General features: G+C 35.7%; 17 protein-coding genes. All 17 read left to right on the top strand.

Features of this window, described 5'->3' with window-relative positions; all coding sequences use genetic code 11:
- The first annotated feature begins 23 nt into the window (after nucleotides 1–23).
- Nucleotides 24–419 carry a hypothetical protein gene (locus ACQRD1_RS01570; protein WP_427761469.1) on the top strand — a complete coding sequence of 132 codons (396 nt, stop codon included), beginning with the start codon at nucleotides 24–26 and terminating at the stop codon, nucleotides 417–419.
- Nucleotides 420–1,544 carry a hypothetical protein gene (locus ACQRD1_RS01565; protein WP_427786844.1) on the top strand — a complete coding sequence of 375 codons (1,125 nt, stop codon included), beginning with the start codon at nucleotides 420–422 and terminating at the stop codon, nucleotides 1,542–1,544.
- Between the two features lie 37 nt (nucleotides 1,545–1,581).
- The gene (gene cdaA, locus ACQRD1_RS01560; protein WP_235233869.1) at nucleotides 1,582–2,466 is read left to right on the top strand and encodes a diadenylate cyclase CdaA; all 885 of its coding nucleotides are present in this window, start codon (nucleotides 1,582–1,584) and stop codon (nucleotides 2,464–2,466) included.
- Complete coding sequence (locus tag ACQRD1_RS01555) at nucleotides 2,444–3,697, top strand: CdaR family protein (RefSeq protein ID WP_427786843.1); 1,254 nt, start codon at nucleotides 2,444–2,446, stop codon at nucleotides 3,695–3,697. The genes cdaA and ACQRD1_RS01555 overlap by 23 nt, the downstream gene beginning before the upstream one ends.
- A gap of 11 nt (nucleotides 3,698–3,708) precedes the next feature.
- A complete protein-coding gene (locus ACQRD1_RS01550; RefSeq protein WP_427786842.1) occupies nucleotides 3,709–3,972 on the top strand; it encodes an HPr family phosphocarrier protein in 264 nt (87 codons plus the stop codon).
- 169 nt (nucleotides 3,973–4,141) lie between these two features.
- Entirely contained in the window at nucleotides 4,142–5,665 is a 1,524-nt protein-coding gene (locus tag ACQRD1_RS01545; RefSeq protein WP_427786841.1) for an amino acid adenylation domain-containing protein, read from the top strand.
- A complete protein-coding gene (locus ACQRD1_RS01540) occupies nucleotides 5,658–6,857 on the top strand; it encodes an alanine racemase (RefSeq protein WP_427786840.1) in 1,200 nt (399 codons plus the stop codon). The genes ACQRD1_RS01545 and ACQRD1_RS01540 overlap by 8 nt, the downstream gene beginning before the upstream one ends.
- Nucleotides 6,854–7,837, top strand: coding sequence for a hypothetical protein (locus ACQRD1_RS01535; RefSeq protein WP_427786839.1), 984 nt, complete (start codon nucleotides 6,854–6,856; stop codon nucleotides 7,835–7,837). Before ACQRD1_RS01540 ends, ACQRD1_RS01535 begins: the two co-directional genes overlap by 4 nt.
- 16 nt (nucleotides 7,838–7,853) lie before the next feature.
- Nucleotides 7,854–8,081 carry an acyl carrier protein gene (locus ACQRD1_RS01530; RefSeq protein ID WP_347376489.1) on the top strand — a complete coding sequence of 76 codons (228 nt, stop codon included), beginning with the start codon at nucleotides 7,854–7,856 and terminating at the stop codon, nucleotides 8,079–8,081.
- A gap of 15 nt (nucleotides 8,082–8,096) precedes the next feature.
- Nucleotides 8,097–9,635: an MBOAT family O-acyltransferase gene (locus tag ACQRD1_RS01525; RefSeq protein ID WP_427786838.1), complete on the top strand. Its 1,539-nt coding sequence runs from the start codon at nucleotides 8,097–8,099 to the stop codon at nucleotides 9,633–9,635.
- Nucleotides 9,636–9,755: 120 nt separating this feature from the next.
- Complete coding sequence (locus tag ACQRD1_RS01520; RefSeq protein WP_427786837.1) at nucleotides 9,756–10,664, top strand: nucleotidyltransferase family protein; 909 nt, start codon at nucleotides 9,756–9,758, stop codon at nucleotides 10,662–10,664.
- A 379-nt stretch (nucleotides 10,665–11,043) separates the two neighbouring features.
- Nucleotides 11,044–12,564: an LTA synthase family protein gene (locus ACQRD1_RS01515; protein ID WP_427786836.1), complete on the top strand. Its 1,521-nt coding sequence runs from the start codon at nucleotides 11,044–11,046 to the stop codon at nucleotides 12,562–12,564.
- 354 nt (nucleotides 12,565–12,918) lie between these two features.
- On the top strand, nucleotides 12,919–14,019 hold the full coding sequence (locus ACQRD1_RS01510) for an acyltransferase family protein (RefSeq protein ID WP_427786835.1): 1,101 nt from the start codon (nucleotides 12,919–12,921) through the stop codon (nucleotides 14,017–14,019).
- A 180-nt stretch (nucleotides 14,020–14,199) separates the two neighbouring features.
- Nucleotides 14,200–17,718 (top strand): N-acetylmuramoyl-L-alanine amidase, encoded by a 3,519-nt coding sequence (locus ACQRD1_RS01505; protein WP_427786834.1) that lies wholly within the window; start codon nucleotides 14,200–14,202, stop codon nucleotides 17,716–17,718.
- A gap of 258 nt (nucleotides 17,719–17,976) precedes the next feature.
- The gene (locus ACQRD1_RS01500) at nucleotides 17,977–20,499 is read left to right on the top strand and encodes a L,D-transpeptidase family protein (RefSeq protein WP_427786833.1); all 2,523 of its coding nucleotides are present in this window, start codon (nucleotides 17,977–17,979) and stop codon (nucleotides 20,497–20,499) included.
- Between the two features lie 229 nt (nucleotides 20,500–20,728).
- Entirely contained in the window at nucleotides 20,729–22,237 is a 1,509-nt protein-coding gene (locus ACQRD1_RS01495; RefSeq protein ID WP_427786832.1) for a lipopolysaccharide biosynthesis protein, read from the top strand.
- Nucleotides 22,237–23,445: a glycosyltransferase gene (locus tag ACQRD1_RS01490; protein ID WP_427786831.1), complete on the top strand. Its 1,209-nt coding sequence runs from the start codon at nucleotides 22,237–22,239 to the stop codon at nucleotides 23,443–23,445. The genes ACQRD1_RS01495 and ACQRD1_RS01490 overlap by 1 nt, the downstream gene beginning before the upstream one ends.
- The last annotated feature ends 2 nt before the right edge of the window (nucleotides 23,446–23,447 follow it).

Raw genomic sequence — 23,447 nt, 5'->3', positions numbered from 1 at the left:
AATGAAACATTTTGAGGTGGATTATGTTAGATGAAAAAAAGGTAAAACTTATGACCCATCTTGCGTTCTATGAACAGACACAAGGAAAGGAAGATTTTAAAATCAGTGCATATTACCGCAAGGATTATGTAAGTCTGCATACGATATGCACTTTTTTATGGGTTACCGTTGGATATATATTGGCAGTTGCACTGGTGATACTGGCGGGTCTGGATACTCTGATGGAGAAGATGTCAAATGGAGCACTGGTGATGATGATTGGAATCATATTGCTGGGATACGTTGCGCTGGTTATCATATATTTGATTATCAGCAGCTTTATTTATAATGAGAAGCATAAGAAGGCCAGACAGAGAGTGAAGAAATATAATCATAATCTGACAAGATTGCTTAAGATGTATGAAAAGGAGAACAAATAGATGGATATGATATACGTATTTCGCGGACGGATACAAGAGCTATATGCTAAGAATTCAAAGGTGTTTGACAAGATATTCCAGTTTATTCTTGCAATTGTGACATTTACGGTAATCAACCACAATGTAGGGTTTATGAAGGCTGTGGCATCGCCGGTGGCAAGTCTTGCACTTGCGGTAATCTGTACTTTCCTTCCGTTGATGGTGACAGTAATCATGGCAACAGTACTGATTCTTGCCCATATGTTTGTTTTGTCTATTGGAATGTTGGCGGTAACAGCAGTTATATTTTTGATTATGTACATTTTCTATCTGCGGCTGACACCGAAGAAGGCATTGATCGTTCTGTTGACTCCGCTGGCATTCTTCCTGAAAGTCCCATATATTATCCCGGTGGCATGTGGTCTGGTGGCAACCCCAATCAGTCTTATCGCAATCTCTTGCGGAACGATTGTGTATTACATGCTGGAATATGTAAAAAAGAGTTCTGTGAATATTGAAAATGTCGGTGCAAAAGGAATGCTGACGCAGGTAACAAAGTATGTACAGCAGGTATTTCAGAATAAAGAGATGTGGATCGTTATCGTTGCATTTATAATTTGCTTTTTTGTAGTATTTACATTGCGCAGAACTTCTATGGATCATGCGTGGAAGGTGGCTATTGTCGCAGGTGCCGTTGCTAATGTCATTGTAATCGTAGCAGGAGACATCGCATTAGGAGTACATACTTCTTATGGAACTTTGATCGGTGGGAATGTCGGAGCAATCGTAATTGGACTGATTCTGGAATTGTTCCTGTTCTCAGTGGATTATGCAAGAAGTGAGAACCTTCAGTTTGAAGATGATGAGTATTATTATTATGTAAAGGCAATTCCGAAGGTATCGGTGGCGACACCAGAGAAGACTGTTAAGCGAATTAACGAACGTCAGGAGACTGAGATCATCGATACAGAGACGGTTCGCAAAAAAGCAGATTCCCAGGCGCAGAACCGTAAAGTAAATGTGAAAAAAAGTGGAAAAAAGCCAGCACCCAAAAAAGGACCGGCTGCAAAGAAACATGATATGAAAGAAGTAGATAAGATGCTTCTGACACAGAGCCTTAGAAAGGATCTTAATTTAAAGGATTAGAGGCATCATATAATAGTAATATAAAGGAGGTGATAGGATGGAACAGCAGATTAGCAATTTTCTTGGAAGATATGTAAGAGACTTGTATTTCCCGGAAGTGCGTATTACGGATATTGTAGAGATTTTAATCCTTACATTTTTGATCTATCAGCTGATAGTGTGGATTAAGAATACGAAAGCTTGGATGCTCATGAAAGGTATTCTGGTACTTGCTGTATTCATTCTGATCGCCGCAATATTTGAGATGCATACAATTCTGTTCCTGGCCAAGAATGCGGTCACGGTGATGGCGACGGCTGCAGTCGTGGTGTTCCAGCCTGAGTTAAGGCGTGCGCTGGAAAAACTGGGAGAACGGAAGTTCCTGCCATCTATGATTCCATTTGAGACCAAGCGAGAGAAGGTGCGCTTCAGTGAGGAAACAAGAGAGAGTATGATCAGCGCAGCTTATGCAATGGGTAAGGTCAAGACAGGAGCTCTTATCGTAGTAGAGCAGGCCATTCGGCTCACAGAATATGAGAGTACTGGGATTCAGATGGATTGTCTGGTGTCCAGTCAGGTGTTGATTAATATCTTTGAACATAATACACCTCTTCATGATGGTGCGATTATCGTGCGGGGAGACAGGATTGTGTCTGCAACGTGTTATCTGCCGTTGTCTGACAACATGGGAATCAGCAAGGATCTTGGAACCAGACACCGTGCGGCTGTCGGTATGAGTGAAGTAAGCGATGCACTGATTATTGTAGTATCAGAAGAGACGGGAGCAGTCTCTGTGGCACAGGGAGGCAGGATCTATCGAAATATCAGTGAAAAAGAATTAAGGGAGAGATTGGTAAGAATTCAGGATAAGCAGACAGAAGTAAATAGGTTGACAGCATTGTGGAAAGGAAGGCATAAGCATGAGAAAAAGACTAACAGTTAATTTCGGCCTTAAGATATTAGCCTTCTTTATCGCATTGTTCATGTGGCTGATCGTGGTTAATATCGATGATCCGGTAACGGATAAGACCTATACCGGTATTCCGGTTCAAGTAATCAATGAAGAAGTAGTAACGTCAGCAAACCGAACCTATCAGATCGTGGATGATACACAGGAAGTGAGTGTTACAGTGACTGCTCAGCGTTCCGTGTTGAATGATGTCAAAGCAGAAGATATTGTGGCAATTGCCGACATGAAAGAGATGTCACTTGGCACACAGATTCCGATCGAGGTCAAGATTGAGGGATATAAGTACGATAGTGCTGTCTCGAATCCAAGAAACCTTCAGATACAGATTGATGATGAAGCAAAGAACAATTTCCCGATTACACCGACCACATTAGGAACCGTAAGAGAAGGATATGTTATCGGGGAACTGAAGGCCAATCCGGAGAAGGTGACCATCCGTGGCCCGAAGACAGTGATTGACAGCATCAACAGAGTTGTGGCAGAAGTGGATGTGTCGGGATTGTCATCGGATACAGAAGTGGAAGCACGACTGGTGTTGTACGATGCGAATAATAATGTCATTGACCAATCGCTACTGGCTAATAATCTTGGAAAAGAAGGACTTACTGTCGAAGTGACATTACATCAGATCAAGAGTGTGAAGGTAGAGTTAGATACTTCGATGGTGACGGCAGCAGATGGATATAAGATCAGTGAGATCAGTGTAGAACCTCAGGAGGTCCGTATCTCAGGAAGCAAAAGTGCCCTGGCAAGAGTAACTGAGATATCAGTGCCTGCGTCAGCTCTCACAGCAGTGAACCTGACGCAGAGAACAGAGAGAAGTATAGATATCTCGCAGTATCTCCCGGAAGATGTTTCTCTGGTAGATGAGAATGCGGATAATGTAGTGGTTACAATCGCGGTGGAAAAGCCGGGGGCAAAGAACTTCGAAGTATCCACCAGTTCGATTACCGTTAATAACCTTGACAGTAATCTGGAATTGAGTTATGGATCGGTCGTAGATCTTGAGATTCAGATCAAAGGTCCGGATGCAACTCTGAATACGTTCTCGATTGCAAAAAAAGTCAGTATAGACCTTAAAGATTATACAAGACCAGGAACTTATACTGTGCCCGTATCGGTGGAACTTCCGTCGGGATGTTCTCTGGTGAATGAGGTGAGCGTAGAAGTGATACTGGAAGAAAAACAAGAGCAGGAGGAATAAACGGAGAAATTATGGTTAAGCAAAAAGTAACGATTACCAATCCTACAGGCTTGCATCTTAGACCCGCAGGAATCTTCTGTAACACTGCCAGCAGTTTTAAGTGTAAAGTGACATTTGTGTATGGCAATACAACAGCCAATGCAAAGAGTGTCTTGAGTGTTCTTGGAGCCTGCATTAAAAAAGGCGACGAGATTGAGCTGATCTGCGACGGGGAAGATGAAGAAGAAGCAATGCGGACGATGACAAAAGTCATTGCAGATGGACTTGGTGAATAAGGTGAAAAAGAGAGAAGGGCAGTTTACATAAGATGTGTAAACTGCCTTTCTTGATTTGTTTTAAAAATTACAAAATTATTAAGAATTATTCAGAAATTACATCTAGATTTAAAGGTAGTTATAGTATAAACTTAATAAGTAGTGTGTAAATAATTGATGGGAGAATCTTATGATTAGAAATATATTAGACTATCTGGAACAATCAGCAAGACATTATCCAGATAAGATTGCATTTGCAGATGAAATGTCAACATGTACTTATAAAGAGTTGTGGAAAACTGCCAGATCTGTAGGCACGAAGTTGGCCAATTATGTTCCGCCAAGATCACCGGTTCCTGTATTCATGGAGAAAAGAGTGGAGACCATCTATGCATTCCTGGGTGCAGTGTATGCCGACTGTTTTTATGTGCTGCTGGATCCAAAGCTTCCCTCAGAAAGATTGAAACAGATTCTTCAGACTCTTCAGTCAGAAGTTCTGGTGTTACACCCGGATTATGAGAAACAGTTCAAGGCATTGGAATATGAAAGGAATGTTGTAAATATTCTGGAAGCGTTACAGGGGGAAGAAGATGCAGTTCTATTAGAAACGATTCGTGAGCAGAGACTTGACATAGATCCTTTATATGCAATTTTCACATCTGGTTCCACAGGAATCCCTAAAGGAGTGTTAGTCAGTCACCGATCAGTCATTGATTTTATGGAAGAATTTGTTGATATATTCGGGATTACAGACAAAGATGTCATCGGTAATCAGGCGCCCTTCGACTTTGATGTATCCGTGAAGGATATCTATTCTACTTTGAAAACAGGGGCAACTATGCAGATTATTCCAAAGAAGATGTTCTCATTTCCGACAAAGCTTTTGGATTATCTGGACGAGCGGGAGATCACTACATTGATCTGGGCAGTGTCCGCACTGTGCATAGTTACAACGTTAAAAGGACTGGAATATAAAGTACCTCAAAAAGTGAATAAAATTATCTTTAGCGGAGAGGTCATGCCGATAAAGCACTTGAATGAATGGAAAAAATATCTGCCGGATGCCTTGTATGCGAATGTATATGGGCCCACAGAGATTACCTGTAATTGTACCTATTATATTGTGGACCGGGAATTTCAGCCAGGAGAGAGTCTGCCAATAGGACAACCATTTCCCAATGAAAAGGTATTTTTACTGGATGAGGGGAATCAACTTGTGCGGGAAGCTGGAAAGAAAGGAGAGATCTGCGTCTCTGGAACAGCCCTGTCTCTGGGATATTATCGGAATCCGGAACAGACCAAGAAAGTATTCGTTCAGAATCCGCTGAATGAAAAGTATCTGGAACGTATATATCGTACAGGAGATATGGCCTATTATGGGCACGATGGATATCTGTACTTTGCTTCCAGAAAAGACTTCCAGATCAAGCATATGGGACACAGGATTGAGCTTGGAGAGATCGAGCTGGCGATGGAGATGGCAGAGGGAATCCGCAGAGCCTGTTGTACTTATGATGAGCCGGAGAATAAGATCATTGCTTTTTATGAAGGCGAGGCTGAGAAACGGCAGATTGTCCGTGCATTGGGAAAGAAGCTTCCGGCATATATGATTCCAAACGTGTGGGTGAAGATGGATCGACTTCCAATTACAAAGAATGGAAAGATTGACCGAAAGAAAATGATGAAAGAATACAGGGAGGGTATCTATGGATAGAGTACAGCTGCAGACGATAGCCAGAGAATGTGCTACTCCGGCATATCTTTTTGATATTGATGAGCTGATAAGTAGAATTGAGATGGTAAAGCAAGAACTTGCCCAGTCAATTCAGCTGTGTTATGCAATGAAAGCCAATCCATTCCTGATAAAGCCGATTCAAACACGCGTTGATAAGTATGAAGTGTGTTCGATGGGAGAATTTCGTATCTGTGAACGTGCAGGGATTGCCATGGAGCAGATTGTCTTATCTGGTGTAAATAAAGAAAAAGAAGATATTCTCTCCATTATGGAAACATATGGATCAAAGGGGACTTATACAATCGAATCCCTGGAACAGTTGGAGCTTCTGGAGTATTGTGCTGCTCAGACAGGCAATGTGATTCGTGCCTTAATTCGACTGACCAGTGGAAATCAGTTCGGTGTGGATGAAGAAGATATCTGTACCATGATTGAAAAACGGAAAGCATATCCGCATATCTCCTTCATAGGATTACAGTATTATTCAGGAACGCAGAAAAAGAAGATGGAAAAGATAGAGAAAGAGTTGCGATATCTGGATACATTTCTTCAGAGATTAAAAGAAGAATCTGGTTATGAGGCAGAAGAACTGGAATACGGACCGGGCCTCTACGTGCCGTATTTTCAGACGGATGAAGAGACGGATGATGGAGAGCTACTACAAAGACTTCGAAACCTATTGTCAGAATTAAAATATACAGGGAAGATTACTTTCGAGATGGGAAGGTATCTGTCTGCTTATTGTGGATATTATCTGACCAGCATTGCAGATCAAAAGAAAAACCATGGACAACAGTATGCAATCGTGGATGGCGGAATCAATCATCTCACATATTATGGGCAGGCGATGGCTATGAAAACTCCATATTATCAACATGTTCATAAAAATGTGCAAAAAAATGAAGGAGATGTGACAGAAGAGAATTGGAACATCTGTGGATCACTCTGTACAGTCAATGATGTCATTGTGAAGCAACTTCCACTAAAAGATGCAGCAGTGGGGGATATCATCATCTTCGAACGGACAGGAGCTTATGCGGTTACAGAAGGAATCTATCTGTTCTTAAGCAGAGATCTTCCGCAGATACTGTTCTACTCGAAGGAAAATGGCATTCAGATGATACGGGAACGGAAGCAGACAGATATCATGAATGGGATGGTAGAAAAATGAAAGAGAAGAGAAAAAACCATATCATTAGAATGATCATATTCGTGATCTTGTGCGTGATTCTGTCTTGTTGCCTGAGTTGGGTTACGATGCCACCGAATGTTATATGGCTGAATCTCCATGAGTTGAAAGAAGATGGCCCTTATGATTATCTGTTCGTAGGGACATCCCATGGACAGTATGGAATCAGCCCACAAGTTGTGGATCAGGTAACGGGAAAGAATAGTTTTAACTTGTGCATGGCAAATGAATATCCTGTCGATACTTATTATCTGATCAAGGAAGCATGCAGGCAGCAGAAACCGAAAAAGATTATCTATGAGCTAGACCCATCCTACTGGATCACCGACCAGAATATGGGAACGGTAGCTGGTATGTTCTATAAGGAAATTCCTTGGTCCATGAACAAGCTTCAGTATCTTGGGGATAAGATTATAAAGCTGGATTATAGACAGACAATATTCCCGTGGAGCTACTATAAGAATCTTCTCCCTCAAGCACCGCAGACAATCCGAAAGAAATTGAGCGCGGAATATCGGCAATATGATCCGGCGATTCTGGATATTCCCGGAGGTCATTACGGCGGTGACGGTTTCATCTATCAGGATAAGGTAGAAGGAGCAGAGAAGGGAACCTTCAATAATGTTCCATGGAATGAGGAACAACTCCGGCCGGAGGCAAAAGAATATTTTGAAAAAATCTTATACTATTGCAAGAAGGAAAATATTGAACTGGAAGTGATCACACTTCCGGTACCGGCAGAGACATATGCCAACACACCGGAAAGTTATCAGCAGTCTGACCGGTATTTTACAGAACTGATGCAGCAATATCGTATTCCATATCATAATTTTATCTTTGATTCGGCTCTTGCGTTTGACAGAAGTATAGATAACTATTGGGATTATGATGGTCACATGTATGGAGATGCAGCAGAACAATTCAGCCTTGAACTAGGCAATTATCTAAAAGAGAATGATTAAAAGGAGGAACAAGACAATGGAACAATTATTAGAAATATTAAAGGATATTCAGCCAGATGTGGATTACGAGAACTGTACAACTCTGATTGACGACGAATTACTGGATTCATTTGCAATCTTAAGTATTGTAAGTGAATTGGAGGATGCTTTTGATGTTGAGATCACACCAGTCGATATCATCCCAGAGAATTTTAACTCTGCACAGGCATTATGGGAAATGGTACAACGGCTCCAGGAAGCTTAAAAGTGGAGGAAAGATATGTCTCTGATATCAATGGAATTCCTGCTATTCGTAGGAATCGCAGCTGTGGGATATTACCTGATCCCTAAGCAGTATCAATGGATCTGGCTGTTGATATTCAGCTATATCTATTATGCATCATCAGGAGTGAAACTCCTGTTCTTCCTTCTGTATACCACCATTATCACTTACGGTACGGGAAGACTTCTGGAGTGGATTGATTGTAATCAAGCGAATTCAAAGGAAGAAAAGAAGAGAAGGAAAGCAAGGAAAAAAGCGATTCTGACAGGATGCCTGGTATTGAACTTTGGAATGTTAGCAGTTCTGAAATATACAAACTTTGTGGTTGAGAATATCAATGCCGTATTCCACACAGGTATCTCGTTTCAGATGCTTCTATTGCCTCTTGGTATCTCGTTTTATACGTTCCAGTCGATGGGATATATTATCGATGTGTACTGGGGAAAATGTAAGGCTGAGCATAACTTTTTCCGATTCGCGCTGTTTGTCTCCTTCTTTCCACAGATCCTGCAGGGACCGATTGGAAGGTATCATCGTCTGGCAGAACAATTATATGCAGAACATCGGTTTGATCTTATCAACATCGAGAATGCCTTACAGTTAATCTTATGGGGATTTTTCAAGAAGCTGGTACTTGCCGACCGGGCATCCGTAGTGGTCAACCAAGTGTTCTTGAATTATACACAGTATTCAGGTGTCACGAATATAGTAGCAGTTCTGATGTATTCGATACAATTATATATGGATTTTTCTGGTGGAATGGATGTAGTGGCAGGGGTGGCAAGTCTGTTTGGAATCGAACTGGATCAGAACTTCCGGCGACCGTATTTTGCAACTTCGATTACAGATTTTTGGCATCGTTGGCATATTACACTGGGAACCTGGATGAAAGATTATATCTTCTATCCAATCTCTTTATCAAAATGGATGGGAAAGTTCGGAAAATGGACCAAGAAAGTATTCGGGAAGAAGACTGGAAGAGTCCTGCCTATCTGTGTGGCTAATATTATTGTGTTTCTTGTAGTAGGTATCTGGCATGGAGCAGCGTGGAAATACATTGCTTATGGATTCTATAATGGTCTGATTATTGCAATCAGTAGTCTCCTTGCTCCGATCTATAAGAAAGGATTCGCATTCTTCCATATAGATCCCAAGTCTAAGTGTTGGCATGTGATTCAGATTCTGCGAACCTTTCTGTTGGTTAATATCAGCTGGTATTTTGATATGGCGGTCAGCCTGTCGGCAGCACGGGCTATGATGAAAAGTACGGTGACAGGATTCGCATTGCAGACGCTTTCGGACGGAACATTAATGTCATTGGGATTGGATCGGCTGGATTATGCGATTCTGGCAATGGGATGTCTTGTCGTATTCTTGATCAGCGTGCTTCAAGAACGAGGAGTTAAGATCCGGGAAAGCCTTGGGCAGAAGCCGTTGATATTAAGATGGGCTGTATATGGAATGCTGGTATTCTGCATCCCAATGTTCGGATGTGTAATGGATACAGCTGGCGGATTCATCTACGCACAGTTTTAGAAAAATGAGAAGATACTAGTGGAAAATCGAAATAATGTATCATTGTACAATTCACAAAAAGTATTGTATAATACAATCAACTAACGAGGAACTATTAATTTTGTACAAGGAGTAAAGAGTATGAAAAATGTTACATTAGTTATCATGGCAGCAGGAATCGGAAGCAGGTTCGGTGGCGGCATTAAACAGTTAGAGCCGGTAGGACCAAATGGAGAGATCATTATGGATTATTCTATCTATGATGCTCTGGAAGCCGGATTTAATAAAGTGGTATTTGTAATACGTAAGGATCTTGAAAAAGACTTTAAAGAAATCATAGGCAATCGTATTGAGAAAGTTGTAGCGGTTGATTATGCCTATCAGGAATTAAATAATATTCCAACACAGTTCAAAGATAAGCTGGAAGGAAGAACCAAACCATGGGGAACCGGACAAGCCATCCTTTGCTGCAAAGATGTAGTGCATGAACCGTTTCTTGTCATCAATGCAGATGATTATTACGGAAAAGAAGCATATGTAGAGGCTTATGATGAGCTTATAAAAGAACACGATGCATCAGACATTAGTATGGTTGGATTCGTTCTAAAGAATACGTTAAGTAAGAATGGGACGGTGACCAGAGGAATATGCAAAGTAGATGACGAGAATATGTTGAGAGCAATTGAAGAGACATATGAGATCGCAGGACGAGATGACTATGCAGTTGCAGTAAAGGACGGAGAAGAGATACGATTAGATCTGGATTCTCCAGTATCCATGAATATGTGGGGACTACAGCCGGAATTCTTTGAAATATTAGAAAAGGGATTTGTAGAATTCTTAGATGGTATTAAAAAAGAAGATATTAAGGCAGAATACTTGTTGCCAAGGATTATCGGACAGTTGTTGGAAGAAGGTAAGACACAAGTAAAAGTCTTAAAGTCACATGATCAGTGGTTTGGGGTTACATATAAGGAAGATAAAGGAGCTGTTGTAGAGGCAATACAAGAATTGATTGCAACAGGGGTATATCCGAAAAGGCTGTTTTGATTAAGTAATGAAAGGGAATATTTTGTTGCCTTTTAAACTGTTGAAAGAGTTGGTGCTGGAGCTGTTTTCCAGCACTATTTTTATGGGTTTTAAGTTGTTGAGCATGACGAATTTTTGTGTTGCGAAAAACGGAGTCGTGAGAAATAAAAAATTATCAAATAAATGAAAACTTTTTTTGCCAAGATTCTGGATTCTTTTTCAAATTATGTAGGTAAATATGAGTTTGACTTTCATTTTATCCATATTTTTTCTGATGAACAAGAAAAATTTGTAAAAAAATAAGATTAGATTGCAAACACTATTTTGCTAAGATATAATACATAATGGTGAAAAAATAAGAAAAATATTAGTATAATCTATGTAAAAGGGATGAAGAATTATGAAAAAAGTAGGAAATATAGTAAAAAAAGTTTTTGGATTTTTTTTAATTATCATTTTATTAATATTTAGTACCATATCTATGATCATTTATAATTTAGTTGAGTGGATTTTAGATACATGGGGCTTACTATCTATGGATGAAATTGTATTTCATTTAAAAGTTCCTTTAGAAGGAACAAATAAAGATATGATTATAGATGCAATTAATTATTGTATTCCTATGGCAGTAGTTGTACTTTTTATAATCATTATAATATTAATTAGTATACGTGAACGAAAGAAGTTGGGAGTTTTAATTTCCTTTTCTCTAATTGTTTTTTTCTGTTGTTTGGATGTTTTTTCAGTTGAGAAATTGTGGAAAGAATTAGATGTTGATAAATATATTGAGGCTCAGAAAAAAGAGTCAACTTTTATTCAAGATAATTATGTGGATCCTAGAAATGTTTCTCTTGAATTTCCTGAAGAGAAGAGGAATATTATTTATATTTATCTAGAGTCTATGGAAACTACATATATGTCAAAAGAAGTGGGTGGAGGATTTCAGGAAAATGTTATTCCAGAATTGACCCAAATTGCTGAAAGTAATATAAGTTTTTCTAATACAGATAAATTGGGAGGTGCTTATCCAACAGTAGGATCAACCTGGACTATGGGTGCTATGTTTACTCAATCGACAGGAATGCCACTAAAGACAGATAATGAAATAACTTTAAGGAATGAATATATAGAAAGCGAAAAAGCTATTTTTCCATCTGTTTATAGTATAGGAGATGTTCTGAATGATGCAGGGTATAAACAGGTGTTGCTGATTGGATCAGATGGAAGTTTTGCTGGAAGAAGAAATTTTTTCGAACAGCATGGGGATTATGAAGTGATTGACTATAATATAATAAAAAATCAAGGCTTAATTCCAGAAGACTACTATGTGTGGTGGGGATTTGAAGATGAAAAATTGTTTTCTTTTGCAAAAAATGAGTTAGTTGAACTGGCATCATCTGAGAAACCTTTTAATTTTACATTGTTAACAGTTGATACGCATTTTGAAGACGGTTATGTATGTGGATTGTGCAAAAATGATTATGATAATCAATATTCAAATGTGATGGCTTGTTCTAGTAGACAGGTTTATGAGTTTATAAATTGGATTCAACAACAAGATTTTTATCAAAATACTACAATTGTTTTGGTAGGAGATCATTTAACGATGGATAGTGATTTTTGCCAAAATGTTGATAAAGATTATCAGAGAACAGTTTATAATGCATTTATAAATTCAGTAGTTACGACAGAGAACATTCATAATAGGAAATTTACAACATTGGATATGTTTCCTACAACATTAGCTAGCATGGGAGTGAAGATTAAGGGAGAACGATTAGGATTGGGAGTGAATTTGTTCTCTGATGAAGAAACATTGGCTGAACAATTTGGTTTAAAAAAATTGGATAATAAATTACAAGAAAATTCGAATTTTTATAATCAACTTATTGACATAAAAAATTTTGAAAAAACTAAATAAAATATTATTTCCGTTTGAAAGCTACTGAAAAGTTCTGCTAGTAAAAGATAAATAATATTTTTGACGGAGATGGTTGCTCTGTTTTTCTAAGAAGGTAATTTGGTAGAAATTTGCTTTCACACGATACTTTAATTTAATTGTAGAAAGAATAGGAATAAAGATTTTTTATATGATATGAGGTGAAATACCCAGTGGTAACTGGGAAAAAGAAAAATCTAATTACCTTCTAAGATAACTGGATTATACGTGTAAGTAATTATTATGAACAACTAGGTGAAAATCTTACAAGAAGAGAGTAGCTTCTTGGACTGAGATATTTAAGTCAAAATAACAAGATTTAAAAAGGAGAAGGGAATGTTAAGTACAATTAAAAGAAATCCAGGAATAGATTTTTTGCGTATTTTGGCAATGTTTTATGTGGTAGTATTACATACTTTGGGGCAAGGTGGTATTTTAGATTCGGTAGTTGTTGGGTCACATCAGTATATGGTTTCTTGGTTTCTTGAGATATGGTCATATTGTGCTGTGGATGTTTTTGCATTAATTAGCGGTTATGTTGGATATCATGAGGAGGAAAAACCGTTAAAAATATCGAATTATTTATTATTATGGTCACAAGTGGTTTTCTATGGCGTTATTATTACACTTGGTTTTAATATGTTACACCCGGAATTAGTTACTAAATTTGATTTAATAGAAATGTTATTCCCTGTTACAAATGGTCTATATTGGTATTTGACGGCCTATATGGGATTGTTCCTTTTTGCACCGATATTAAATACAGGACTTTCAAAGTATTCAAAGTCTTTTACAATTAAGTTTTTGGTGATTTTATTTTTTGTATTTTCAATATATGATACATTTGTAGGAAAATTCACATTAAATGGTGGATATTGTTTCGCTTGGTTGATAATACTTTATTTGATTGGTGCAATATTAAAAAAGTGTGAGATTGGGAAAAAGGTTTCTACATTGGGGGCTTTTGGAGGAATTGTTTTTTTAATATTCGTCACGTGGATTTGGAAAATATACGGGATAGAGTTGAATTTTATGAGTATTCATATTAATCAAGATAGTTTTATATCCTATACTTCGCCAACTATAGTTGGTGTTGCAATATTATATATTATCTGTTTTTCAAAAATGACATTCAAATATCTGAAAGTAGTTATATCATTTGCGGCACCAGGAGCTTTTGCTGTATATATTCTAAATACGCAGCGTTTTATATGGAGATATGGAATGAATCAAAGATTTGTATCATGGGCAAATAACCATTCCTATATGATTCCCGTAAAAGTGATTGCGTTTTCAGGGATATTTCTGATTATATCAATTTTGATTGATAGACTTCGTAGTAAAATATTTCATGTATTACATATTGATCTATTAATGAAAACTATAGAAGAAAAAATGAAAAAAATCGTTAACAAAATGTCTCAAAAAATAATATAAATTTTTAACAAAGAATAAAAAGACTATAAAATAGTTTTGTTATTCTTTGTTTTAATGTAATAAAGTTATTGCGGTGCGATGTTACCTGGCAGATTAAATTATTGAAAAGAAAAAAGAAATAATATATACTTAAAATAATATATTTTTATAAATTATTAGTAGGAGGTATATAAAAAATTAATGAAAATGATGAAAAAGAAATTTACAAGAATTTTAACTATAATTATGATATTATCTTTTGGTCTTTCAAATAGTGTTATTGCAGCAGAGATAAATAATAATGATGAAAAGTTTTCGAAAGTCGAAGAACAAGAGCCAAATAAAGAGGTTGTTGAATCATCTGGGGGAGATATTCCCGGAAACGAACAAAATTCAGTTGGGGGAAGTGGACAGAATGTTTCGAGTGAAGAAGTTGATACATCACAAGACGAAGGTACTCCCACTGAAGAAAAGAAGATAAACAAGACAGAAAATGGTTTGATTAATTATATAGCTATTGAGTCGCCATATTTAGAAACACCTTCAGAGCAAAAAATTGTAGTTTCTTATGGGGATGGAAGTGAACAGATTTCAGAGGTTAACTTAATTTGTAAAAACGAAAATGAAACAATTTCAATTGGTTTAACAGAAAAGAAAGATGAAACATATCTTTTTTCACATGTGTTTTCTAGCGATGATGTAGGTGTTTATGAATTAATTGGATTTTCATATATTCAGAATGGACAAGCTTATTCTATTGATTTTAAAGAAATTGGTATGCAACCGATGTTCGGAGTAGATATGTATTACCCGGGATATGAAGGAGGAGAAATATGTGGAACAGATAGTGTTGGAGTAGAAACTTCTATTGTAAATGTGGCAATGAACGAAGTGTCGACAGCGGATGAAAGTATTGAGGATGCAATTGCTTCTACAGTTGAAACAGTTCAGCAGGAGGATGCAAGTGCTTCAAGTAAAATGGCGCGTACAAACTTTGAACAACAAAAAAATGGCTCAAATGTGGTTGTGGTATTGGATCCAGGTCATGGAGGCAATGATGGTGGTGCGTCAGCGAATGACTTGGTGGAAAAAGATCTTACTCTTAAAATTGCAAAATATTGTAAAGAAGAGTTGGAACAATACAGTGGTGTTACCGTTTATATGACAAGGGAAAGTGATGTTGCTGTAGAATTGTCTGATAGAGTTGAAATGGCAAAAAATTGGGGAGCAAATGTATTTGTAAGTTTACATATTAATTCAGCAAATTCTGGAGCTTATGGAGTCGAAGTATGGAGTCCTAATTCCAATTATAATTCGGCTGTCTATGAACAGGGAGAAGAATTATCAATTAATATTTTAAATGAGTTGGCTACTTTAGGATTATATAATAGAGGAATTAAGTTTAGAGATTCTGAAAATAATACAAGATATCCAGATAATTCTATTGCAGATTATTATTCGGTTATTAGAAACAGTAAGTTGAATGGATTCCCGGGAATTATTGTAGAGCATGCATTTATATCAAATGAAAATGATGCAGAAAAATTGAGTCAAGATAGCTGGTTGAAGAAAATGGGAATCGCTGACGCAACAGGAATTGCTAATTATTTTGGTTTAACGAAAGGGTATTGGGAAACTGGTACTAACGGAGAAAAGTATTACTATGAAGGCGGGGAAAAAGTAACCGGAGAAAAATACATAAGTGGAAAGTGGTTTTATTTTGATCCAAACAAAGATGGAGCAATGGCAACAGGATTCCATGAATTTGCAAATAAAATAGTATATTATGGAACAGACGGGGCAATGCTGTATGGAGAGCAGCGAATAAATGGAAAATGGTACTATTTCGACACGGTTAGTGGAGCGATGGCAACAGGATTCCATGAATTCGCAACAAAGACAGTTTGTTATGGAACAGATGGAGCAATGCTGTATGGGGAGCAGCGAATAAATGGAAAATGGTACTATTTCGACACGGTTAGTGGAGCGATGGCAACAGGATTCCATAAATTTGAAGCAAAGACGGTTTGTTATGGGGCAGATGGAGCAATGCTGTATGGAGAGCAGCAAATAAATGGGAAATGGTACTATTTCGACACAGTTAGCGGAGCGATGGCAACAGGATTCCATGAATTTGAAGCAAAGACAGTTTATTATGGGGCAGGTGGAGCAATGCTGTATGGAGAGCAGCAAATAAATGGGAAATGGTACTATTTCGACACAGTTAGCGGAGCGATGGCAACAGGGTTCCATGAACTTTCATCTAAGACTGTATACTATGATTTGGATGGAGTTATGCTATATGGTCAGCAGTTAATAGAAGGGAAATGGTATTATTTTAATCCTATAACAGGAGCTTTAATAGAAGAGCCTGGATGGGTAATGGAAGATGGAAAAGTCTATTATTATACAGTGGATGGAAAAGTTACTGGGGAGAAGAATATAGAAGGAAAATGGTATTATTTTGATTCAAATGAAGATGGAGCAATGGTAACGGGCTTTTACAAATTACCTACAAAGACAGTGTATTACGGTTCAGATGGGGATATGAAATATGGTGAACAATATATTAATGGTTATTGGTATTATTTTCATCCTGTAAGCGGAGCGATGATGACTGGTTTTTGTGACTTGCCAAATAAAACAGTGTATTATAATTCTGAAGGGAAAATGATATATGGTGATCAAATAATTGATGGTATTTCTTATTATTTTGATTCTGTGACCGGTGCTTTAGATGAAAAGTCGGGTTGGTTCGTTGATAATGATAAAACGTATTATTATGAAGCGGATAATAAAGTAACCGGAGAAAAAAACATAGATGGTCATTGGTATTATTTTGATTCGGATAAGGATGGGATAATGGTAATTGGTTTTCATAAATTTCCGGCGAAGACAGTATACTATGGCACTGATGGAGCAATGAGATATGGCGAACAATATATTAATGGTCATTGGTATTATTTTGATTTGGTTACTGGAGCAATGATAATTGGATTCCACGAATTTGCTAATAAAACGGTTTATTATAACCAAGAAGGGCAAATGTTATATGGTGAACAGACGATAGATGGAAAGAATTATGCTTTTGATACAGTTACTGGAGCTATGATCATTAATGATTTTTTTAATGGAAAATATTATGGCTCAAATGGAGAGCAACAAGCTTATTACATTATTGAAGGAATAAGTAATACAAATATTGATCAGATGATTCGATATTATAATAGTAATAAAGGAAATAGGGAATATCCTACGGAAGCTCTTACAAAAGGAGGAGCACCTAATATTGAAACTTTAGCAACTATTTTTTATCAAGAAGCGTGCCAAGAAGGAATCAAGGCTGAAGTCGCATGGGCTCAGACGATGAAAGAAACTGGTTTTCTCCAATTTGGAGGACAAGTGAAAATTGAACAGTTTAATTTTGCTGGTCTTGGTGCAACAGATGGAGGATCCGGAGGCGCAAGTTTCGCAGATGTTAGAACGGGAGTTCGTGCACAAATTCAACATTTGAAAGCATATTCTTGCGCAACAATTACAAAAAACACATTATCAAATCCATGTGTAGATCCAAGATTTGATTATGTTAGTCCAAAGGGATGTGCAACATATGTTGAATGGTTGGGGCAAAAAGAAAATCCATATGGTAAAGGATGGGCAACAGCTGTTGGATACGGAATAGATATTGCTAATATAATCCAGAAAATATTAGTCTCATAGTTTTACCTGATTAAAAAGTGACATAGTAAAAACTTTCATTATAATATATGCAGTATATAAAACTTTTAAGAATGAAACAGATTTATATAAGTCCCATTTCAAGAATATAAGTATATATAGTGTAATGATGACTTGGATAGAGGAAAATTTAAGTGTGTTATGGGATGTTTTGATCAAATAAAGGACTAAGCCTGGCAAATAGTAACTGTTTTGTTTATCGGTGATATATAATAATGGGAAAGGAAAAAGAAAATAAATATGAAAATAAGAGTAAAAATCTTTGGCAGTTTAGTTATATCTATATTATTGATAGGAATATCAATGAATGTGTGTGCAGAGGACAATGGTCAAAGTACAGAATTGAGTTTAACATTGCTGGAAAATTCACAAACAAATTGTGATAATTATACTGGGGAAAAGCGAGAGGGTGATTACTGGTATTATTATGTTAATGGAATTATGCTAAAAAATCAATTTCAAAAACTTTCAGATGGGCGAATAGTTTATTATGATATTGATGGAAAAATGCTTTATGGTTCTCAGAAAATAGAAGATAAATGGTATTATTTTGATCCTGTTACGGGTGCAATGCAAACTGGTCTGATTAGTATTGATAATGGAGAATGGGAATACTATAATCAACAAGGTATAAAATGTTTCAATGAAGAAGTATATATTAATGGACGATGGTATTATTTTGATTCAAACGGACAACTAGTTAAAAATAGTTTTTGGACGCTTCCTGATAACCGCATTGTATATTATGATTCGGAGGGGAGGATGTGTTATGGTGAAAAAAGGATAGAAGATAAATGGTATTATTTTGATCCTATTACAGGTGCAATGCAGGTAGGATTTGTGGAATTATCTCAAAAAACAGTTTACTATGATGTAGAAACAGGAGAAATGTTATATGGTGAACAGAAAATAGGGGATAAACATTACTATTTTGATACATTAACTGGTTCTATGAAAAAAGGTATTTTTACATTAGAAGATGGCAGCAAAATAGGATATGATATTAGTGGTGAACAAGTATTTGGAGAGGCATATATTGATGGACGTTGGTACTATTTTGATACATTGACAGGAAAGATGCAAAATGGGTTTGTTAATTTATCCAATAAGACAGTTTATTATGGCACGGATGGTAGTATGTGTTATGGTGAGCAGAGAATAAATGATGCATGGTATTATTTCGATATTACAACGGGAGCAATGCAGACGGGACTTTGTCAATTAAATACAAAAACAGTATATTATGATCTTGAATCTGGGCAGATGCAATACGGAAGGATTAAGATTGATGGCTTTTTATATGAATTTGCAGAAGATACAGGTGCATTAAAAACGGGCTGGAAGACATATGATGGTCATAAATATTATTATACGTCATCGGGGATTGCAATTGGTGAAATGTATATTAATGGTAAGTGGTATTATTTCAATGAAAAAGAAAATGCTACTAACAATAATCCAGAAGCTTGTATGCAAATTGGATTAGTAAAACATCATAATCATATGTATTATTACAATGATGATGGAACTATGGCTTATGGTGAAAAAATGATAGAAAGAGAATGGTATTATTTTGATCCGCAAACGGGCATTATGGCAACTGGATGGACGCAACATAGAGGAAATACATATTATTATGAGCAGTCTGGAATAATGTGTCATGGATGGAAAGAAGTTGAAGGAATAACTTATTTGTTTGATAATATAACAGGAATATTATTGCCCGGATGGAGACAAGAAAATGGAAAAATATTTTATTATATAGATGGCAAAAAATGTCTTGGTGAAAAGTACATTGATGGTTATTGGTATTATTTTGCAGTCGAAGAAACAGAAAAATATGATATCGGAGAAATGGCATGCGGATGGATAACACACAATGGAAATGTTTATTATTACGATATAGCAGGTCATATGGTATACGGTTGGCAAGAAATTGATGGCGTGGGATATTATTTTTGTAATGTGACTGGAATAAATGTACAAGGATTTCAAAGAAAGGATGGGAAAACTTATTATTATCTTGAAACAGGACAAAAATATATAGGAGAAAAACAAATAGATGGTAAATGGTATTGCTTTGGAAATGATGGTGTGATGATAACGGGATGGTATGATTTGCCAGGGAAAAAAGTATATTATGGGCAGGATGGAGCTATGCGTTATGGAGAACAATATATCAATAACAAGTGGTATTATTTTAATACGATAACTGGTGCAATGGTAAGAGGATGGCATGATTTGCCAGGGAAAAAAGTATATTATGGTGCAGATGGAGCTATGGTATATGGGATTCAAGTGATAGAAGGTAAAACTTACAGATTTAATACAGTTACTGGAGCGCTTATTATGAGTGCTATGGCAATGAAAGCTCAGATGTATAATAGTAATACTGGATGGTTGATTATGGTCGATACTTCGCAAAACCGAGTGGGAATATATCAGGGAACAATCAATAATTGGAATGAAGTGAAATTATGGATGTGTACATCTGGGGCACCGTCATCACCAACAGTGAAAGGAGAATTTACTGTTAAAAGTAGAGGATTATCTTTTGGAAAAGGGTATACTTGCTGGTATTATACACAATTTTATGGTAATTATTTATTTCATTCTGTACTTTATCAACAGGGGAGTAAGAGTGTAATTATTGATGGAAGATTAGGAATCAATGCTTCTCATGGATGTGTAAGATTAAGTATAGAAAATGCAAAATGGATTTATGATGTAATTCCCGCAGGAACAAAAGTGGTTATATATTAATGTAATTATAATTAGTAAAGTGCTTATTACGATATTGTAAAGCGAGCAAAGAAGCTTTAATATTGTAATAAGCATTTTTGCTGAAGACAGACTTGTAATTTGAGTTTAGGACCGAAAAAATATATAACGTGAATGGTTGTTTTAATATTATAGAAATAGTATAATGTAAAAATGTACTATATAAATAATTGATTGCATTTAAGTAAGTGAAAAAGAAAGTTGGATAATAATGAGAAGTAAAAATGCATTTCAGAATGTATTAAGTGCAATTGTATTGCAGCTAATAATTGTAGTTACTGGAATATATATTCCTCAGTTAATGATTGTAACATATGGCTCTTCTGTTAATGGAATGGTATCTTCCATAACACAATTTATTACATATATTAGTTTGGTTGAGGCTGGAATTGGTAATGCATCATTAGTCGCTTTATTTTTGCCTTTAGCTGAAAATAATTATAGAAAAATAAATGGTATCATGTCAGCAACTTGTGATTTTTATCTTAAGGCAGGTGGTATTTTTGCTGTTTTATTGATAGGACTTTCCATTGTTTATCCTTTTTTTTCAGAAGGAGGCATAGATGTTTCGTTAATTAGGTGGATGGTTATCATTCTTGGGAGCAGTACACTGATAGATTTTCTCGTTTTAGGAAAATATAAGGTCTTTTTAAATGCAAATCAAAAAGGTTATATTGTTACAGTTACACAAAGTATAGGAACAGTTTTAAATGCATTAGTTTGTATTTTGATGATAAAATTTCAGTGTAATATTCTTGCGGTAAAAGCAGTTTCAACATTTGTATATATATTAAGGACTGTTTTTATTTATGGATATGTAAAAAGAAATTATCATTATTTAAGCTTTAAAGAAAAACCTATTAAAGAAGCATTAATAAAGAGATGGGATGTATTGACGCATCAGATTACGGGCGTTATCGTAAATAGTACAGATGTTGTGGTCTTAACGATCTTTTTAAAGAATTTTTCAGAAATTAGTGTTTATACTGTATACAATTTGATTGTATCTAATATTATTACGTTGTTGGATTCGTTTTCGAGTAGTTTATGTGCAGTATTTGGTGATGCATTTGCTAAAAAAGAAATGGATATTGTTAGGGATAGTTATATGGTATATGAATATCTATTTTTTATTATTAGTTTTATAGCGTGTACATGTATGATGATATTGATGATTCCATTTATGGAAGTTTATACAGTTAATATTACAGATGCAAAATATATTCGACCTATTACAGCAATGCTTTTCACTATAATATTGATTTGTAGAAGTATAAGAACTCCTTCACTTACAATGTTAATGGCGGCAGGGCACTATAAAGAAACAAAAAATGCTGCTATAATTGAAGCAATAATTAATATTACAGTGTCGTTATTGTTAGTTAAGCGGATGGGAATTAACGGTGTTTTAATTGGAACAGTATGTTCTTATTTTTATAGAACGGTGGATATGATTGGTTATGTTGGAAAAAACATTGTTAATGAGACATTAACGATTTCTATATCTAGAGTGATTAGAAATTTAGTAATAATGTTTTTTGCGTTTTGGATAAATTGTAGGATTAGCTATTGTGTAAAAAATTGGTTGGAGTGGTTTGTATATGCAATGGTCGTTGGAATAATATGTGTAATCATTTTTGGCTTGACCAATACAATTTTTGAACCCAAGATGACAAAAAATGTAATAAATATTATAGAAAGGGTTTTGAAAAAGAAGTGATGAAAAAAGATATACTATTTATCATATCAACTTTAAGATGTGGCGGAGCTGAACATGCGCTTGTATCTTTATTAAATGTTTTTGATTATAATAAATATAATGTGGATTTGCTAGTATTATGTGAAAAGGGTATGTTTTATAAAGAAAATATACCAAAACCAGTGAATATTGTTCGCCCTGATTTGTCTGAAAAAGCGATTTTAGAGCCTTCAATTAATATTATGGTGAAATGTTTGTTGACGGGACATTGGAAGTATATTTATATTCATATAAAAAGGTTATTAAAAAACTATTTTAGGACTTCGGAAATTAAAGGAAACTTTTGGAGTAATTATTGGAAAGATTATCAGAAATATATTATTCCCTTAGAAAAAAAATATGACGTTAGTATTGGTTATTTAGAAGGATTATCTAATTATTATTGCATTGATAAAGTTTATGCAAAACGAAAAATTGGATGGATGCATACAAACTATTTAGATTCTAATCAAAATTATGAAATGGATCAAATTTATTTTAATCAATTTGATTATATGGTTACAATGTCGGAACCAGCTACAGATACTTTGAAAAAAGCTTTTCCTGAATTGCAAAAAAGAATACATACTATACATAATATTCTGGACGAGAAAGAGGTGTTGCGTTTAGCGAAAGAAAAAGTAGAAGATGTAGAAAAAAATAAAGACGGAATAACAATTGTATCTGTAGGTAATATTTTACCAGCAAAAGGATATGATATGGCAGTAGAAGTATGTGCTAAATTGATTGAGAATGGTAAAAATATAAAATGGTATATTGTTGGAAGAGAAGATCAAAAAGATAAAATAAATGTTTTAATAAATAAATTTCATGTTGAAGACTCTTTTATCTTATTAGGAATGAAAAAAAATCCTTACAAATACATAGAGATGGCGGATATATATGTTCAGTGCTCTAGATTTGAAGGGTTTTCTACAACAATTCGTGAAGCTAAATTATTGTGTAAGCCTATTGTAGCTACAAATTGTCAAGGAATAAATGATCAGATAATAAATGGAAAGAACGGAAAACTTGTAGAAGGAAATGTTGATAGTATTTATACTGGAATTTTAGAAGTAATAAATCATGAAGAACTTAGAAAATCGTTCGAAAAAACATTAAAAGATAATGTCAAAAGATCGGATGATACAAAAAAGGAATTGAAAAAATTGTACGAATTAATTGGCTAAGG

The sequence above is a fragment of the Bariatricus sp. SGI.019 genome (assembly GCF_050315235.1).
GTDB lineage: Bacteria > Bacillota > Clostridia > Lachnospirales > Lachnospiraceae > JAFBIX01.
Note: the sequence above shows the minus strand (reverse complement) of the source record. Positions and strands in the feature narration are given on the sequence as shown.

Bases quoted from the DNA above. Each gene is read 5' to 3' on its own strand.
- ACQRD1_RS01530 (WP_347376489.1), top strand. From the start codon at position 7,854: ATGGAACAATTATTAGAAATATTAAAGGATATTCAGCCAGATGTGGAT.
- ACQRD1_RS01545 (WP_427786841.1), top strand. From the start codon at position 4,142: ATGATTAGAAATATATTAGACTATCTGGAACAATCAGCAAGACATTAT.
- cdaA (WP_235233869.1), top strand. From the start codon at position 1,582: ATGGAACAGCAGATTAGCAATTTTCTTGGAAGATATGTAAGAGACTTG.
- ACQRD1_RS01490 (WP_427786831.1), top strand. From the start codon at position 22,237: ATGAAAAAAGATATACTATTTATCATATCAACTTTAAGATGTGGCGGA.
- ACQRD1_RS01555 (WP_427786843.1), top strand. From the start codon at position 2,444: ATGAGAAAAAGACTAACAGTTAATTTCGGCCTTAAGATATTAGCCTTC.
- ACQRD1_RS01520 (WP_427786837.1), top strand. From the start codon at position 9,756: ATGAAAAATGTTACATTAGTTATCATGGCAGCAGGAATCGGAAGCAGG.
- ACQRD1_RS01535 (WP_427786839.1), top strand. From the start codon at position 6,854: ATGAAAGAGAAGAGAAAAAACCATATCATTAGAATGATCATATTCGTG.
- ACQRD1_RS01505 (WP_427786834.1), top strand. From the start codon at position 14,200: ATGAAAATGATGAAAAAGAAATTTACAAGAATTTTAACTATAATTATG.
- ACQRD1_RS01550 (WP_427786842.1), top strand. From the start codon at position 3,709: ATGGTTAAGCAAAAAGTAACGATTACCAATCCTACAGGCTTGCATCTT.
- ACQRD1_RS01515 (WP_427786836.1), top strand. From the start codon at position 11,044: ATGAAAAAAGTAGGAAATATAGTAAAAAAAGTTTTTGGATTTTTTTTA.
- ACQRD1_RS01525 (WP_427786838.1), top strand. From the start codon at position 8,097: ATGTCTCTGATATCAATGGAATTCCTGCTATTCGTAGGAATCGCAGCT.
- ACQRD1_RS01495 (WP_427786832.1), top strand. From the start codon at position 20,729: ATGAGAAGTAAAAATGCATTTCAGAATGTATTAAGTGCAATTGTATTG.
- ACQRD1_RS01565 (WP_427786844.1), top strand. From the start codon at position 420: ATGGATATGATATACGTATTTCGCGGACGGATACAAGAGCTATATGCT.
- ACQRD1_RS01570 (WP_427761469.1), top strand. From the start codon at position 24: ATGTTAGATGAAAAAAAGGTAAAACTTATGACCCATCTTGCGTTCTAT.
- ACQRD1_RS01540 (WP_427786840.1), top strand. From the start codon at position 5,658: ATGGATAGAGTACAGCTGCAGACGATAGCCAGAGAATGTGCTACTCCG.
- ACQRD1_RS01500 (WP_427786833.1), top strand. From the start codon at position 17,977: ATGAAAATAAGAGTAAAAATCTTTGGCAGTTTAGTTATATCTATATTA.
- ACQRD1_RS01510 (WP_427786835.1), top strand. From the start codon at position 12,919: ATGTTAAGTACAATTAAAAGAAATCCAGGAATAGATTTTTTGCGTATT.